The organism is Nonomuraea sp. NPDC049758 (assembly GCF_040674635.1).
Lineage (GTDB): Bacteria > Actinomycetota > Actinomycetes > Streptosporangiales > Streptosporangiaceae > Nonomuraea.
Window position 1 is genome coordinate 345,915 of record NZ_JBFAMZ010000010.1, and the last position, 14,585, is coordinate 360,499.

General features: G+C 73.0%; 13 protein-coding genes. 3 read left to right on the forward strand and 10 right to left on the reverse strand.

Features of this window, described 5'->3' with window-relative positions; genetic code table 11:
• Positions 1–54: 54 nt before the first annotated feature.
• The 3 genes from AB0J46_RS27450 to AB0J46_RS27460 form a co-directional block, all read right to left on the reverse strand.
• On the reverse strand, positions 55–669 hold the full coding sequence (locus AB0J46_RS27450; protein WP_364336733.1) for a hypothetical protein: 615 nt from the start codon (positions 667–669) through the stop codon (positions 55–57).
• A gap of 132 nt (positions 670–801) precedes the next feature.
• Complete coding sequence (locus AB0J46_RS27455; protein ID WP_364336735.1) at positions 802–1,440, reverse strand: response regulator transcription factor; 639 nt, start codon at positions 1,438–1,440, stop codon at positions 802–804.
• Positions 1,437–2,486: a histidine kinase gene (locus AB0J46_RS27460; protein WP_364336737.1), complete on the reverse strand. Its 1,050-nt coding sequence runs from the start codon at positions 2,484–2,486 to the stop codon at positions 1,437–1,439. The genes AB0J46_RS27455 and AB0J46_RS27460 overlap by 4 nt, the downstream gene beginning before the upstream one ends.
• Positions 2,487–2,573: 87 nt before the next feature.
• Between AB0J46_RS27460 and AB0J46_RS27465 the strand changes: the two genes are divergently transcribed.
• Positions 2,574–3,218: a hypothetical protein gene (locus tag AB0J46_RS27465; RefSeq protein ID WP_364336738.1), complete on the forward strand. Its 645-nt coding sequence runs from the start codon at positions 2,574–2,576 to the stop codon at positions 3,216–3,218.
• On the opposite strand, the gene AB0J46_RS27470 is transcribed toward AB0J46_RS27465, so the two are convergent.
• Positions 3,196–4,320 carry an FAD-dependent monooxygenase gene (locus AB0J46_RS27470; protein WP_364336739.1) on the reverse strand — a complete coding sequence of 375 codons (1,125 nt, stop codon included), beginning with the start codon at positions 4,318–4,320 and terminating at the stop codon, positions 3,196–3,198. The two genes, AB0J46_RS27465 and AB0J46_RS27470, sit on opposite strands and share 23 nt — an antisense overlap.
• Before the next feature lie 63 nt (positions 4,321–4,383).
• Between AB0J46_RS27470 and AB0J46_RS27475 the strand changes: the two genes are divergently transcribed.
• Positions 4,384–4,836: a MarR family transcriptional regulator gene (locus AB0J46_RS27475; protein ID WP_364336741.1), complete on the forward strand. Its 453-nt coding sequence runs from the start codon at positions 4,384–4,386 to the stop codon at positions 4,834–4,836.
• A 19-nt stretch (positions 4,837–4,855) separates the two neighbouring features.
• Here AB0J46_RS27475 and AB0J46_RS27480 read toward each other — a convergent pair whose 3' ends face one another.
• A complete protein-coding gene (locus tag AB0J46_RS27480; protein WP_364336743.1) occupies positions 4,856–5,842 on the reverse strand; it encodes an alpha/beta fold hydrolase in 987 nt (328 codons plus the stop codon).
• 85 nt (positions 5,843–5,927) lie between these two features.
• On the opposite strand from AB0J46_RS27480, the gene AB0J46_RS27485 reads away from it, so the two are divergent.
• Positions 5,928–6,515 carry a TetR family transcriptional regulator gene (locus tag AB0J46_RS27485; RefSeq protein ID WP_364336745.1) on the forward strand — a complete coding sequence of 196 codons (588 nt, stop codon included), beginning with the start codon at positions 5,928–5,930 and terminating at the stop codon, positions 6,513–6,515.
• A gap of 55 nt (positions 6,516–6,570) precedes the next feature.
• Here AB0J46_RS27485 and AB0J46_RS27490 read toward each other — a convergent pair whose 3' ends face one another.
• The 5 genes from AB0J46_RS27490 to AB0J46_RS27510 form a co-directional block, all read right to left on the reverse strand.
• On the reverse strand, positions 6,571–10,359 hold the full coding sequence (locus tag AB0J46_RS27490; protein WP_364336747.1) for a beta-ketoacyl synthase N-terminal-like domain-containing protein: 3,789 nt from the start codon (positions 10,357–10,359) through the stop codon (positions 6,571–6,573).
• Positions 10,360–10,408: 49 nt separating this feature from the next.
• Entirely contained in the window at positions 10,409–11,452 is a 1,044-nt protein-coding gene (locus AB0J46_RS27495) for a ketoacyl-ACP synthase III family protein (protein ID WP_364336749.1), read from the reverse strand.
• A 20-nt stretch (positions 11,453–11,472) separates the two neighbouring features.
• A complete protein-coding gene (locus tag AB0J46_RS27500; protein ID WP_364336751.1) occupies positions 11,473–11,727 on the reverse strand; it encodes a hypothetical protein in 255 nt (84 codons plus the stop codon).
• Complete coding sequence (locus AB0J46_RS27505; RefSeq protein ID WP_364336753.1) at positions 11,724–12,734, reverse strand: ketoacyl-ACP synthase III family protein; 1,011 nt, start codon at positions 12,732–12,734, stop codon at positions 11,724–11,726. The genes AB0J46_RS27500 and AB0J46_RS27505 overlap by 4 nt, the downstream gene beginning before the upstream one ends.
• A 351-nt stretch (positions 12,735–13,085) precedes the next feature.
• The gene (locus tag AB0J46_RS27510; RefSeq protein ID WP_364336755.1) at positions 13,086–14,405 is read right to left on the reverse strand and encodes a cellulose binding domain-containing protein; all 1,320 of its coding nucleotides are present in this window, start codon (positions 14,403–14,405) and stop codon (positions 13,086–13,088) included.
• Positions 14,406–14,585: the final 180 nt, after the last annotated feature.

Genomic DNA, 14,585 nt, shown 5'->3' on the forward strand with positions numbered 1-14,585 from the left:
GAAGACTGATGTTCCGTACGTGTCTCGACCCCCAAGGGTGTTACACCCCGATCGTCACACGGCGGCCGGTACGGCGGGCTCGGCCACGTGGTGCCGGCCGTCGGCCGCGCGGGACGCGCGCGACACCCGGGCCATCGCCAGGAAGGAGACCAGCAGGCAGGCGGCACCCAGCGGCATGAGGTCCTTCTCCACGAACGGCACCATGACGTCGGCGACCACCAGGACGGGCGTCCACGCCTTGACGCGGCGCTGGACGGCGAGCTGGAGGACCAGGCCGATCTGGGCGACGAAGAACAACATCGGCCCGAAGTCGTAGACCACCTGCTGCACCCCGGGAACCGACTGGACCTGGTCGAAGAGCACGCCCATCGCGGCGTGGTCGGCCGAGCGGAAGCCCACGACGATGTCGATGGAGAACTGGGCGATCAGCGTGGTGATGCCGACATATCCGGCTACGGCCAGCCCGGTCGCCACGCGGCCGCGGCCGGCCAGCCTGCGCATCTCGTGGAACGTCACGGCGAAGAACGCCAGGGCGCCGATGAAGGCCAGGTGCCCGGTCGTCCAGGCCAGGCCGGGACCGCGGCTGCCGTCCAGGCCGTCCAGGATGCGCAGGACGCCGTAGGTGAAGGTGAGCACGGGGGCGGCGACGAAGGCGATGCGGGGGTTCATCTCGTTGACTCCTTAGCGGTGATGACCTCCCCAATCCTGGTTTTCCGCGGCCTGCCGGACATCGCCGGAGCGGGCGAAGTCCCGTCTCGCTCTTGAGCGGGATGCGGGACCTCGCCTCCCTCCTGAGAGGGATCATTCCCCGGCCGGGCCGACGAGGCCGAGCTCGTAGGCGAGCACGGCCGCCTGGGTGCGGTCACGGGCGCCGAGCTTGTCCAGGAGGTTGCCGACGTGCGTCTTGACCGTCTCCCTGGTGACGTGCAGCGCGGCGGCGATCTCCGCGTTGCTCCGCCCGAGCGCGATGTGCCGCAGGACGTCCAGCTCGCGCGGCGTCGGCTCGACGGGCAGGCGCTGGCGGGCGCTGCCCACGTGCGGCGAGGCGATGCGGCGCAGCGCGTCGGGGAAGAGCACCGCGTCGCGCCGGTGCACCAGGCGGACCGCCTCCACCAGCTCGCCGGCGGGCGAGCGTTTGAGCACGTAGCCGGCGGCTCCCGCGCGCAGGGCGCCCCAGACGAGCTGGTCGCTCTCGAACGTGGTGACCATGACGACGCGCGTCCTCGGCGAGCGGCGGGCCAGCTCCCGGGTCGCGGCCAGGCCGTCCATGACCGGCATTCGGATGTCCATCAGCACGACGTCCGCGCCGGCGCCGGCCGTGACCGCCGCCCGTCCGTCGGCGGCCTCGGCCGTCACCTCGATGTCGTCGTGCAGGGAGAGCATGGTCGCCCAGCCCGAGCGGATGAGCTGCTCGTCGTCGGCCAGGACGACCCGGATCACAGCGGCAGGCTCGCCCGGACGCGCCACGTTCCGCCCACCTCCTCCCAGGTGCACGTCCCGCCGGCGAGCCGGGCCCGCATGCGCATGCCGGTCAGGCCGCGCCCCGGCTCCCCCGGCCTGCTCAGGGTCGCGTTGTCCATGGTCAGGGTCAGTTCGGCGGCGGCGGCGACGGCGAGCGTGACCGGGCCGTGCCCGTGCCGCAGGGCGTTGGTGAGCGCCTCCCTGGCGATCGCGAACGCGGCCCGCGAGGTCGCGGGCGACACCTTGCCGAGGTGGCCGACGCTGACCCGGACGTCGAGGCCGCGGGTGAGCGTGCCGAGCGCCTCCAGGGTGGGCGTCCGGCCGGCCGCGCCGTCGTCGAGCACGCCGAGCAGCACGTCGAGCTCCTGCTGAGCGTTGCGGGCGGTGGTCGTCAGGTGGCCGAGCGACTGGGCGGCGAGCTCGGGGGCGGCGCGGCGCAGCGCCGCCTCGGCCGCCATGGCCTGCACCAGGACGACGCTGAGTGCGTGGCCGACGGAGTCGTGCAGTTCCAGGGCGAGCGACTGGCGGCGGTCCAGCTCGTCGATCAGCCGGGACGGCTCGGAACGCAGCACCCGCCGCGCGACCCAGCGCTGGCCGAGCCCGGCGGCGACCATCGCGGCCAGCACGACGGCGGTGAGCAGCAGCACCTCGGCCACCTGGCCGGGCGCCGCCTGCCACGCCCGCGGCAGCAGCCCGGGGGACAACGCCAGGACGGCCGCGCTGAGCGTCCCGCCGACGTACAGGTGCAGGCTGGTCAGGGCCACCAGGTAGAGGCGGTCACCGCGTTCGGGCACGTGCACGTCGAGCAGGTCCGACAGCGCGATCACCTCCAGGCGGCGGGTCAGCGGCAGCAGCGCGAGCAGCACCGAGGCGGGCAGGCAGGCCGCCCACAGCACCAGCAGGCGGCCCGGCGTCGGCTCGGCCAGGATCGGCAGGCCGAGCCCGGCGGCGACCGGAGCCAGCAGCGCGGCGCCCAGGAGCTGGTAGACCCCGGCCCGCACGGCCTGGGCGAGAGGGCGTTTCACGTGGACCGACGTTAGCCGACGCCTCCGTGGCCGCACTCCCCCGCCGGGGGGAGGCAGGGCGGCCCGCTCGTTCCTAGCGTGAGCGCCATGACGAGAACTGATCGTTCGCGCGGCGCCGCGGCGCCGCTCCCCGTGGCCGCCGTGACCGCGGGATCGCCGGTGACCGGCGGGCGGCTGCGCGCGGCGTGGCGGGCCGCCCACGCGCCGGTGGCCGGGGTGCCCCGCTGGGCGCGGATCGCCGCCTACGCCGTGCCGTTCACCGTGCTGCCGTCCAGCCTCTGGCGGTTGCCCGCGGCGTTCGACCGCGGGATCGGGCTCGGAGAACGGCTGTACGTCGTGTTCCTGTCGATCGTGTCGGAGCTGGCGGCGTTCACGGCCGTCGGGCTGGTGGCCGCATGGGGTGAGCGGTTCCCCCGCTGGGTCCCCGGGTTGCGTGGCCGCAGGGTGCCGACGCCGGCCGCCGTCGTTCCGGCGGCGTCGGGCGCCGTGCTCCTGACGGTCCTGTGGACCGCGGCCTTCGTGACCCAGCTCGCCGGGGTGACCATGCGCGGCGAGCCGATCCCGCCGGACTTCCCCAGCCAGGCGGGCGGCTGGGAGGCCGCGATCTTCGCCGTCTGCTACCTTCCGCTTTTGCTGTGGGGGCCGCTGCTCGCCGCCGTCACCTACGCCTACCACCGGCGCCGGAGCCCGCGGCCCGGCATGTCCGCTCTCAGTGGGCGAGGGCGGCGGTGAGGCGGTTGCTGAAGCGGGCGAGCAACCCGCTCTGGGACGTCTCGGAGACCATCCGGCCGACGAACGGGGGGATGCGCCAGTTGGCCGGGCTGCGCCGGGCCAGCCTGGACACCAGGTTGACGTGCGGGTAGCGGGCCCGTTCGTAGGCGCGCAGCCGTTGCGCCGGGTCGCCGCCCTTGGCCAGCTCGCGGCCGAGCACCCACACGTCCTCCAGGGTCTGGTTGGCGCCCTGTCCGAGGGTGGGCGGCATGAGGTGGGCGGCGTCGCCGAGCAGGGTGACGCGGCCCTTGCCCCACTCCCGGCGCACCTTCTGCCAGTGGTGGCCGAAGAAGTCGAGGTCGGCCTCCGACGCCTGGGCGAGCAGCTCGGGGACGGGCGACGCCCAGTGGCCGAAGCGGCGCCGCAGCTCGGCCAGGGGCGCGGCCGGGCGCGGCTCACCAGGGGCCCAGCGCACGTCGAACCACCATTGGAGCTTGCCGTCACCGGCGGGGATGATCCCGCAGGCACCCTCCTTACCGGTGATCATGAGGTGCAGGTGGGTGCGGGCGAGGTCGATGTCGATCCGGCTCAGGGCCTGCCAGGTGCCGAACGTGGCCGTCCTGATGGGGACGTCGCCCCACAACTCGCGCCGGACGACCGAGTGGTGGCCGTCGGCGCCGATCAGCAGGTCGCCCGTGGCCGTCGAGCCGTCCTCGAAGGTCGCGGTCACCCGGTCGCCGTCCTGGGTCACGGTCCGGCAGGCCGTGCCGTAGCGGATCAGGTCGCCGGGCAGCCCGTCGGCCAGCCGGTCCAGCAGGAGACGGCGGGAGACCGACTTGTTGGGGAAGCCGTAGAGCGTGGCCGCGTGGGCCATGTCGGAGGTGAGCCGCAGCCGGCCGTCCGCGGTCAGCGCGTCGATCCGGTCGAACCGGCCGCCGACGCCGTCAAGGGTGACACCGAGGTCGTGCAGCACCGCGGCGCCGTTGCTGAAGATGCTCAGCCCGGCGCCGCCCGTGCGCATGGCGGTGGCCTGTTCGTAGATCCGCACCTGGTGGCCGGCGGCGAGCAGGCTGCGCGCGACGGCCAGGCCGCCCACGCCGGCGCCGATGACAACAACGTCCATTTTATCTCCAAAACGAAGTTACTTCGATTCAAAGATACATCGCTGTGAAGTACATTGGGGCGAGTGACCGACAACCATCCAGAAGCGGACGTCTACCGCGAGTTCCTGATCGCGGTCATGCTGCACATCGAGGCGATCGCCGACCGGCTCGGCGTGCATCACGTGGACGTGGCCGCGCTCATCCTGCTGGAGATGCGCGGCCCCCTCCCGGTGGGGGCGATCTCGGAGGAGCTGGGGCTCCCGTCCGCGTCCGCGACCCGGCTCATCGACCGTCTGGAGAAGGCCGGCTACGTGCGGCGGGTACGCGGCGAGCGCGACCGGCGCATGGTCACGGTGGAGCTGCTGGAGGGTGGCATGGCCGAGTACCACGCCACCCGCGTCACCTCCGAGCGGCACCTGGAGCAGATCCGCGGGCAGTTCACGCAGGAGCAGGTGCCGCTGATGCTGGGCCTGCTCGCCGGGGTCGCCCGCGCCTACCGCTCGGCCACCAGGGAGATCCGCGAGCAGTCCGGCTGAGAAGCCCCGGCCCGTGGCGTCAGGGCGTGTCGCCGGCAGTGTCGTCAGCGCGGTCGTCAGCGCGGTCGTCAGCGCGGTCGCCGGCGCGGTCGACCTCGTCGGCGAAGGCGAGGACCCGGGTGTTGACGCGGTCGGGGAACTCGCCGTTGAGTGCGTGGGAGGCGTCCGGCCACAACTCGACGACGCCCCGGGCGAGCAGACGGCGGGCCCGCAGGGCGGCCTTGCGCGGGTTGTGGATGATGCTGCGCCCGGCGATCAGCGCGAGCACCGGCACGTCGAGCCCGGCCACCTGGTCGTCCGTGGGGTACGTGGGCGGCGGCAGGAACGCGGTGAAGTCCCGCATCCCGGCCGAGATCAGGTTGGCGACGGGCTCGTCGGCCGAGGCGTCGGCCCCGCCGGAGATCCAGCTCAGCAGCTTCCTGCGCCACGACTCGGGGAAGAACGGCACCACCGAGCCCAGCGAGAAGACGACGACCTTCCAGGTGATCCGGCCGAACAGGTTGGCGGGGTCGAGCACGCTCACCGAGGCGATCCGCTCCGGCACGCGCAGGGCCAGGTGGAAGGCGCTCCACCCGCCGATGGACACCCCGACGAGGTGCACCCGGGCGAGGCCGAGCCGGTCCAGCAGTTCGGCCGGCCAGGCCGCCTGGTCCTCCGCGCCGGTGAACGCCCGGGTCTGCACCGACAGGCCGGGCTCGCCGAGCAGGTCGACGGCGTAGACCGGCCGCCGGGCGACGAGGCCGGCCAGGTTCGCCTCCCACATCGGGGTGGCCGAGGTGCGCCCCGGCAGCAGCAGCAGCGGCACGCCGTCGCCGCCGCCGAAACGGTAGACCCGGACGGATCCGAAGCCGGTCACCACATCGTGGGTCTGGACGGGTTCGGGGAGCCGGGCCATCGCGTCGTCGTAGGCGCCGCGGTAGCGCGCGAAGGCGGGGGCGTCGCGGAAGTGGCCGAGCCGCCGCGCGCGGAACGCGGCTCCGATGTTGGGTTCCACAAGATCGTTCACGTGCGGGATCCTTCGTTCGCCCTTCGCGATACGATCGTATCGCAACGATGTCACGATACACTCGTATCGCGAAGAGGGGGAGGCCGTGCCCAAGCAGGTGGACCACGCGGCGCGGCGGGCCGAGATCGCCCATGCCGCGCTCAGGCTGTGCGCCCGTGACGGCCTGGCCGGGGTGAGCATCGGCGGGGTCGCCCAGGAGGCCGGCGTCTCCAAAGGGCTCGTGCAGCACTATTTCGGGGCGAAGGCCGACCTGATGCGCGCCAGCGCGCAGCTGCTCAGGCAGGAGATCGAAGGTCATCTCCGGGCGGCCCTGCGGGAGGCCGCCGGGCCGGCCGACACGCTGCGGCGCACGCTGCTGGCCGTCGTCGAGCTGGGCTCGCGCGCTCCCGTGCTGCTGCTGGCCGGGCACGCGTTCCTGGCCAGGGCCGTCGCCGATCCCGACGTACGCGAGCTGTACCGCGCGGGCGGCGACGCGGTGCACCGCGAGATCGCCGCGCTCGTGGCCGCCACCGCCGCGGACCCCGGCGTCGAGGCGGGCGCCGAGGCGCACGTGCTGCTCGCGCTCGCGCGCGGGCTGGCCGACGGAGTGCTGGTCGGGGACCTGGGCATCGCCGAGGCGACCGCCGTCCTCGACCACCAGCTCCGCCGGCTCGGCCGGCCGGCGGGCTCCTGACCGGACGCCGCGGGCGGCCCGGGGAGATCCTCCGCCGGGCCGCCCGCGGCGGCTCTCACCCGCCGATCGCGGGCATGCCCTCCGGTACGGCCTCCGCCGCCGCCTCCGGCCTGGCCGCCGCGAGCAGTTCCACCAGCCGGTCCGCGATCGCGGCGATGGTGGGCTGCTGCCACAGCAGCGTCGCGGGAAGACGGCAGCCGAAGCGCTTGTCCAGCCGCCGCCGGACCATGACCGTCATCACCGAGTCCAGCCCCTGCTCGACCAGGGGACGGCGGACCGCCAGGTCCTCGGGGGCCAGCCGCATCACGGCCGCGATCTCCGCGCGCACCTCGGGCAGGACGCGCTCGCGCAGACCCTCCGCCGTCAGCCCGGCGAACGACTCCACGGGCCCGCCAAGCTCCTCCTCGGCCGGGACGGGCGCGTCGATCACCGGGTAGCGCAGCCCCGTGAGGTGTCCCACCACCCGGCCGTCCGGGTCGGCCAGCAGCACCCGCACGGTGTCGTCGGCGGCCCGGTCCACGGCCGCGTCGATGACCACCGTCGCGGGTGGGGCGCCGGTCAGCACGACCTCGTCGATGCGCACGACCATGCGCAGCACCGGATCGCCGGGGAACACGCAGGGCGCGACGGACATCGCCGCGTCCAGCGCCGGGGCCCAGCTGTCGGCGTCCCCGGTGCGGACGGTGGCGCGCAGGGCGCCGTCGCCGCCCAGCAGCGTCTCGATCGTCCAGTCGAAGCCCGTCGAGGGCACGCCGACGGCGGCCAGCCGCCGGTGCACGAACGCGGGGTCGATCGCGGTCAGAGCGCCGGCGTCGGGCAGCACGTCGGGCTTGACCTGGCCAGGAGCGGCCACGTCGGCGGTGACGTGCACCAGCCAGGCCGGTTCCGGCTCGCCGGGGCCGGCCGGCGTACGGGCCGCGAGTCGTATCGCCGGAGGTTCGTGCACGACCTGGACCTGCCGGCGTTCCGCGGTCATCAGCGGATGCGTCATCTCCACGCCGGTGAGCGTGACGTCCTCGTCCTCGGCGGCGTGCAGGAACGTGTTGACCAGCACGGCGGCGGGCACGATCTCGATCCCGTTGAGGGTGTGGCTGCCCGGGTAGGGCCGGTTGGCGTCCTCCAGGCCGGTCCGCCACACCCGGGTCCGGCTGCCGGCGAGGCCGGTCCCCGCGCCGAGCAGCGTGTGGGAGCGCACGTCGTGCCCGCGGTTGCCGTCGTCGCCGGAGTCCTCGCGCCAGTGGCGGCGGTGCTGCCAGGCGTACGGCGGCAGGTCGGTGAGGCCGCCGTACGGCTGCAGCCGGTTCCAGTCCACCTCGACGCCGTGACAGTGCGCCGTGCCCACCGCGGCCAGGAAGGCCGGCAGCTCCGGCTGGTTCCGGCGCAGCGTGGTGCCGACGAACACGTCCTCGAACCCGTTCTCCGACAGCGTCTCGGCGACGGAGTGCGCGACCACCGGGTGGGGGGAGATCTCCAGGAACACGCGGTGGCCGTCCTCGGCCGCGGCCGTCGTCGCCGCGGTCAGCCGCACGGGGTCACGGAGGTTCGCCGCCCAGTACGCGCCGTCCGGCACGGGCGTCGCCCGGGGGTCGGCCAGCGCGGTCGTGTACATGGGGATGCGGGGCGCGCCGAACGACAGATCGGCGACGGCGGCGGCCAGCTCGACGGCCAGCGGTTCCATGTGCGGGCTGTGGAAGGCGACGTCCGAGGCCACCCGCCGCACCACGATGCCCTCGGCCGGCCAGTCCTCGACCACCGCCTCGACCGCGGCGACGTCGCCGGACAGCACGGTGGAGCCCGGCGACGACGAGATCGCGGCCACCAGGTCGGTACGCCCGGCCAGCCGCTCGGCCGCCTCCTCGAAGGACAGGCCGACCATCACCATGGCCCCCTTGCCCTCGGCCTGCCGCAGCAACCGCGAACGGCGGCAGATCAGGCGGGCGCCGTCGGCGACGGTCATCGCGCCGGCCGTCACCGCCGCCGCGATCTCGCCGACGGAGTGGCCGATGACGGCCCGCGGCGCGACCCCGTACGCGTTCCAGAGCCGGGCGAGGCCCAGCTGCATCACGAAGATCATGGTCTGCACGCGGTCGATCGTGTCGAGGTCGCCGTCGGCCAGGACCTGCCGCGGCGAGAAGCCGATCTCCTCGGCGAAGATCGGCTCCACCTCGTCGACCAGGGACGCGAAGTCCGGCACGGCGAGCAGCTCCCGCCCCATCCCGCGCCACTGGCAGCCCTGCCCGGAGAACACCCAGACCGGCCCGGGGCCGAGGTCGGGCAGCACGTCCCCGGTGAGGACCGCCTCGGCCGGCACGTCGTCGGCGAGCCTGCGCAGGTGGGCCGCCAACTCGTCGCCGTCCGTCCCGACGACGACGGCGCGGCGGGCCAGATGGGTGCGCCGCAGCGCCAGCGTGTGCCCCGCCGACGCCGGGTCGACGCCCGTCCCGAGGTGATCGGCGAGCCGGCCCGCGTACTGCCGCAGTGCCTGCTCCGACGCGGCCGACAGCGGGAACAGCCGCTCCGCGCGGGGAGGCGTCTCCTCCTGCGCGGGCGCGTGCCGGGCCGGCGGGGCCTGTTCGAGCACGATGTGCGCGACCGTGCCCCCGTACCCGAAGCTGGAGACGCCCGCCCGGCGCGGGTGGTCGCGCTCCGGCCAGGACGATCGCCGCGTCACCACGCGCAGGCCCGAGGACTCCCACGGGACGGCCGGGTTGAGGGCGGACAGCACGCTCGGCGGGATCTCCCCGCGGTCGAGGGCGAGCACCGCCTTGATGACGCCGGCGATGCCGGCGGCGCCTTCGAGGTGGCCGATGTTGGACTTGACCGAGCCGATCAGGCACGGGTCGCCGGGGGGCCGCCCCGCGCCGTACACCGAGGACAGCGCGCCCGCCTCCAGCGGGTCGCCGAGCCGGGTGCCGGTGCCGTGCGCCTCGACGTAGTCGACGGTGGACGGCGCGACGCCCGCCTGCCTGCAGGCCCGCGCCATCACGTGCTCCTGGGCCTCGCCGCACGGCGCCATGATGCCGTTGGTGTGCCCGTCCTGGTTCACGGCGCTGCCGATGACCAGCGCGAGCACGCGGTCACCGTCGCGCTGCGCGTCGGACAGGCGCTTGAGCACGACCACGCCGCAGCCCTCGCCGCGGCCGTAGCCGTCGGCCGCCGCGTCGAACGACTTCGACCGCCCGTCGGGCGCCAGGGCTCCGGCGGTGCCGAGCGTGAGCGTCTGGCCGGGGGTGACCAGCAGGTTGACGCCGCCGGCGAGGGCGACGTCGCTCTCGCCGAGCCGCAGGCTCTGCGCGGCCAGGTGCAGCGCGACCAGCGACGCCGAGCAGGCGGTGTCGATCGCCATGCTGGGGCCGCGCAGGTCGAGGGAGTAGGAGATGCGGTTGGCCACGGCGCAGGTCGCGGCGCCGATCCCGGTCCATGCCTCGATCTGGGGCAGGTCCTCCAGCAGCCGGCCGCCGTAGTCGGCCGTGCAGACGCCGACGAACACCCCGGCGTCGGTCCCGGCCAGCTCGTGCGGCGGCAGCCCGGCGTGCTCCAGGGCCTCCCACGCGGTCTCCATGAGGATGCGCTGCTGCGGGTCCATCAGCTCGGCCTCGCGGGGCGACAGGCCGAAGAACTCCGCGTCGAAGCCCTCGATGTCGCTCAGGAAACTGCCGTGCCGTACGGCGTCGCGCAGCGCGGCGGCGTGTTCGGGGCTCCGGGTCTCGTAGCGGCGCCAGCGTTCGGCGGGCAGCGGCCCGGTCGTGTTGCGGCCGGCGCACAGCAGGTCCCAGAACTCGTCCGGTGAGTGGACGTCGCCGGGGAGACGGCATCCGATCCCGACCACCGCGACTGGTTCCACCCTGGCTCCGCGCGGAGTGTCGACCATCTGCGTTCGTTTCCCTTCGATGTCAGGCCCAATGAGGAGTTTCGAGGATTTCGAGCACGGCGCCGGAGACGGTGACCCCGGGCCCGGTGCCGAGCATGAGCAGGTGGTCGCCGGGGCCCAGCTGCCCGGTCGTGAGCAGGTGGTCGAGGGAGAGGACCTGGTCGCCGGCCCCGCAGTGGCCGATGGTGCGGCCGTAGTCCCAGGTGGAGCGGGACATGGGCAGATCGACCACGGCCATGCACCGCTGTTCGACGATCTCCTCGGAGTAGTTCATGAACGCCACGCGGGTCAGGTCGCGGGCCTCGATCCCGCTCTCGTCCAGCACGCGCTCGACGATCTCCATCAGCGCCCGCTGGATGTTGAACAGCGCCGCGCCGGCCTCGCCCTTGGGCATGACCTGCTGCCGGAACTGCTCGTTGCGGGCCGCGAAGCTCATCCGGCGCCCGACCGTGACGCCCGGCGGGAACAGCGGTTCGCTGCCCCGGTGCAGCTCCTCGGCCTCGGCCACCGTCGTCGTGCAGACCGACGCCAGGCGGGCGAACCCGCGGTCCTTGGTGAGGACGAGCGCGGCGGCGGCGTCCCCGCCGATGTAGCCGGGGCCCATCCGCCACCGGTCCATCAGCGGGGTGCCGTAGTTGTCGGCGGCGACCAGCAGGGCGGCCTGCCTGCCGGGCGCGGCGGCCAGGTGACCGGCCGCCAGTTCCAGGGCGATGAACATGCCGTTGCAGCCCTGCCGGATCTCGGTGGCCAGCACGTCCCCGCCGACGAGATGGCGTTGCAGGTAGGAGTGCGGGGGCCAGCCGTCCGGGCCCTGGTGCCAGGTCGAGGCGTACAGGAGGAGATCGAGGTCGCCCGGCGCCCGGCCGCTGCGCTTGATCGCGCTACGCGCGGCGTGCAGGGCCATCTCCGGAGCCGGCACGTCGCCGGCGACCACCGTCCCCGCCAGGTTGTGCAGCTCGGCGTCCTCCGCCGGGTACCAGCCCTTGGCGACGGCCTTCTCGACGCTGACGACGGTCCGGGGCAGGTAGGTTCCCACGCCGCCGATGTAGGTGTCCGCGTACCGCATGACTTCTGTCCTCGTCCCGGCTAAGCGGATTGGAGTTCTCTGACCATCGTCACGATGGTCGCGACGTCCCTGAAGTTCTCGGGGTCGAGCATGGCGGCGGTGACCCGGACGCCGACGTCCTTCCTGAGGAAGTTCAGCAGCCGCGCCGTGCGCAGGGAGTCCAGGAGGCCCGACACCAGGAGCGGGGTCGTCTCGTCGACCTTGACGTCGTCGCCGTCCAGGACGAGGTTGTCCTGGACGAAGCCGACCAGCCGCCGGGTGAGGTCGTCGCTCACGCGCGTGCTCCTCTCGTGACGGGAGCGGTGGACAGGATGCGGAACGCCGCCGCGGCGACCGACGTGCCGGAGCCGAAGCCGACCATGAGCAGGTGGTCGCCGGGCACGAGGCCGCCGGTCGCGATCAGGTGCTCGAAGGCGATGAACTGGTCGACCGCGCCGCAGTGGCCGACGCGCCGTCCGTAGTCCCAGGTCGTCTGGTCCTCGTCGATGCCCAGCCAGGACATCTGCCCGTCCAGGTCCTCGCGGCGGCCGTGCGGGAAGGCCACCCGGGTGATGTCGGCGAAGCCGATGCCGGCCTCGTCCAGGGTCTGCTCGACCTGCTGCATCATCGTCTTCTGGATCGTCAGGTGGATGCCGGTGCCCTGCGCCTTGAGCAGCCGCTGGCGGAACTCCTCGTGCCGGTCCCCGAAGCTCAGCCCCCTGCCGACGGTGGCGTCCGGGGGGAAGAGCGGGTAGGCGCCGTCATTGACCGCGTCGGCCTCGGGGATCACCGTCATGTTCACCGACAGCAGCTCGGCCATGCCGTAGTCCTTGCCGAGGACGAGCGCGGCCGCGGCGTCGCCGATCAGCGCCCCGGGGGTCATCCGCCAGCGGTCCACCAGCGGAGTGCCGTGGTTGTCGGCGGAGACCACCATGGCCGTCTCCCGGTCGGCGGCGGCCTGGAGGTAGCTCGCCGCCAGTTCCAGCGAGCTGATCATCCCGACGCAGCCGCTGCGGATCTCGTGCGCCGGCACGCCGCCGCCGAGGAGGTGCATCTGCAGGTAGTGCTGGGGCTGCCAGCCGTTGGGGCCCTGGTGCCAGACCGACGGGTAGAGCAGCAGGTCCAGATCGCGCGGGGAGGACTCGCCCCACCGCTCGTACGCGTCCAGGACCGCGAGCCGCGCCATCTCCGGCGCCGGCATGTCGCCGGCCACCGCCGCGCCGATCTGCCGGAACCTCTCGGCGTCCGCGGCCGGGTACCAGCCCTCGCGGACGGCCTGCTCGACGCTCACGCTGTCAGGCACGTAAACGCCCAGGCTCCTGACGAACATGTTGGGTGTACGCACACGCCCCCTAACTCATCGACGAATCCCGGACAACGGCCCGCGCCTGGGAAAAGCGCTTATCCGATTTATTTCCGGCCAGGAGTCACGTGGCCCCCGGCCGGTCGGTGAATACGACGGTAAATGAGCCGGCGGGCCGTCCCGGGTAAGGATAGGGGCGGCCCGCCGAATAACGCAATAAGGTGATCCGCGACCTTCCGTGACCAAGGTTCGACGGAACGTGGCGCAATAAGGGAAAGCCGCTATTCAGCTCCCGGCCGCGGATTCGCCGAATAAAATTCGGGAATCCACGACGGCGCAACCCGGGTCGTCTCAGGCGGGCACTCTCGTGCAGAGGAGGTTGTTGAGCTTGAACTGGGCGGGAATGTCGTTCGTCCCGGTGACGGACGCCGAGAAGCCGAGGCTCTGGCTGGAGCCGGGGCCGATGTAGGTGTTGGTGCCGGCGTCGCGGGCGGTCACCTGCGTGCCGGTCTGGGTCACCGTGGCGTTCCAGGCGTTGGTGATCAGCTGGTTGCCCGACCAGGCCCACGTGACGGTCCAGCCGTAGATGGGCGTCGTGCCGGTGTTCCTGATGGTCAGGCTGCCGTTGAAGGCGCCGTTCCAGACCTCGGTGGCGTAGGTGACCTCGCAGGAGGTGCCCATCTTGAGCCCGCCGCGCAGGAAGGTCGTGAAATTGGGCCAGGTGGGGTCGAGGGTGCCGGTGCCGACGGTCTCGCCGCAGTTCTTGGTGGTGCGGACGGTCTGCGTGCCGTAATGGGCGGGGTCCATGACCTGCGGCATCATATGGTCGGCGCCGGGCACCGAGACGAAGGTGGCCGACCCGCACTGAGCCTTGATCTTGTTGTAGAGCAGGACGCTCTGGCCGTGCGGCACCAGGAAGTCGGCCTGGCCGTGCAGGAACATCAGCGGCGGGTCGTTGCCGTCGACGTACGTCATCGGGTTGGCCTGGGCCACCGTGGCCGGGCAGGTCTGGATGGGACAGCCGACCAGGAGGGACTCCGGCGAGGCGGGAGAGTTGTGGTCGAGCCCGCCGGTCGGCAGGTTCTGCGCGTTCATCTGCAGGAAGTCGGTCGGGCTGTAGAAGGCGAGCCCTGTCTGCACGGCGCTGGAGACGCCGGTCGTGCCGATGGTGCCCTCCAGCGCCGGCACGCCGCCGGAAAACGTGGCCATCTCCGTCAGCCAGCCGCCCGAGGAGTCGCCCATGATCGCGAATCGGTTGGGATCGAGCTGGTACGTGGCGGCGTTCGCGCGCAGCCAGCGGATCGCCGCCTTGATGTCGTGCACCTGGGCCGGGAAGATCGCCTGGGCGCTGGAGCGGACGCTGACGCCGGCCACCGCGAAGCCCAGCGGGTTGAAGATCGCGGCGATGGCGTCCGCGCCGGCTTTGCCGTCGTCGCTGCTCCACGCCGAGCCGGTGTGCCAGATGATCAGGGGCCGGGGCGTGATGCCGGTGGCGGGCAGGTAGAGATCCAGCAGATGCCCTCTGCTGCCGGCCGGTTGCGCGGGCGCGTAGGCGATGTCGGTGATCGTCTGCGTCGCGTGTGCCGGCGGCGCGAAGGCCGCCGGCACACCGACGGCGGCCAGCACGGTCATCGCCAAGCCGACGGCGGCCGTGCGGATTCGAGCTTGCATGGTGCGACTCCGGTTGGTCGGATGGTCGCCGCTTCCCCGGGTGGCCGTCCGTGTCTCGTTCGATGGCAGGGCGGCCGTGATGAGCACGCCGACCTGTGGCGCCTGTGAGAACAACGTCCTGTTCGAGTGTCGCGGCTCACATCGATATGGGCGGGGAGACGATATGACACCTACGCGACG

Bases quoted from the DNA above. Each gene is read 5' to 3' on its own strand.
- AB0J46_RS27450 (WP_364336733.1), bottom strand. From the start codon at position 669: ATGAACCCCCGCATCGCCTTCGTCGCCGCCCCCGTGCTCACCTTCACC.
- AB0J46_RS27495 (WP_364336749.1), bottom strand. From the start codon at position 11,452: ATGCGGTACGCGGACACCTACATCGGCGGCGTGGGAACCTACCTGCCC.
- AB0J46_RS27510 (WP_364336755.1), bottom strand. From the start codon at position 14,405: ATGCAAGCTCGAATCCGCACGGCCGCCGTCGGCTTGGCGATGACCGTG.
- AB0J46_RS27470 (WP_364336739.1), bottom strand. From the start codon at position 4,320: ATGGACGTTGTTGTCATCGGCGCCGGCGTGGGCGGCCTGGCCGTCGCG.
- AB0J46_RS27465 (WP_364336738.1), top strand. From the start codon at position 2,574: ATGACGAGAACTGATCGTTCGCGCGGCGCCGCGGCGCCGCTCCCCGTG.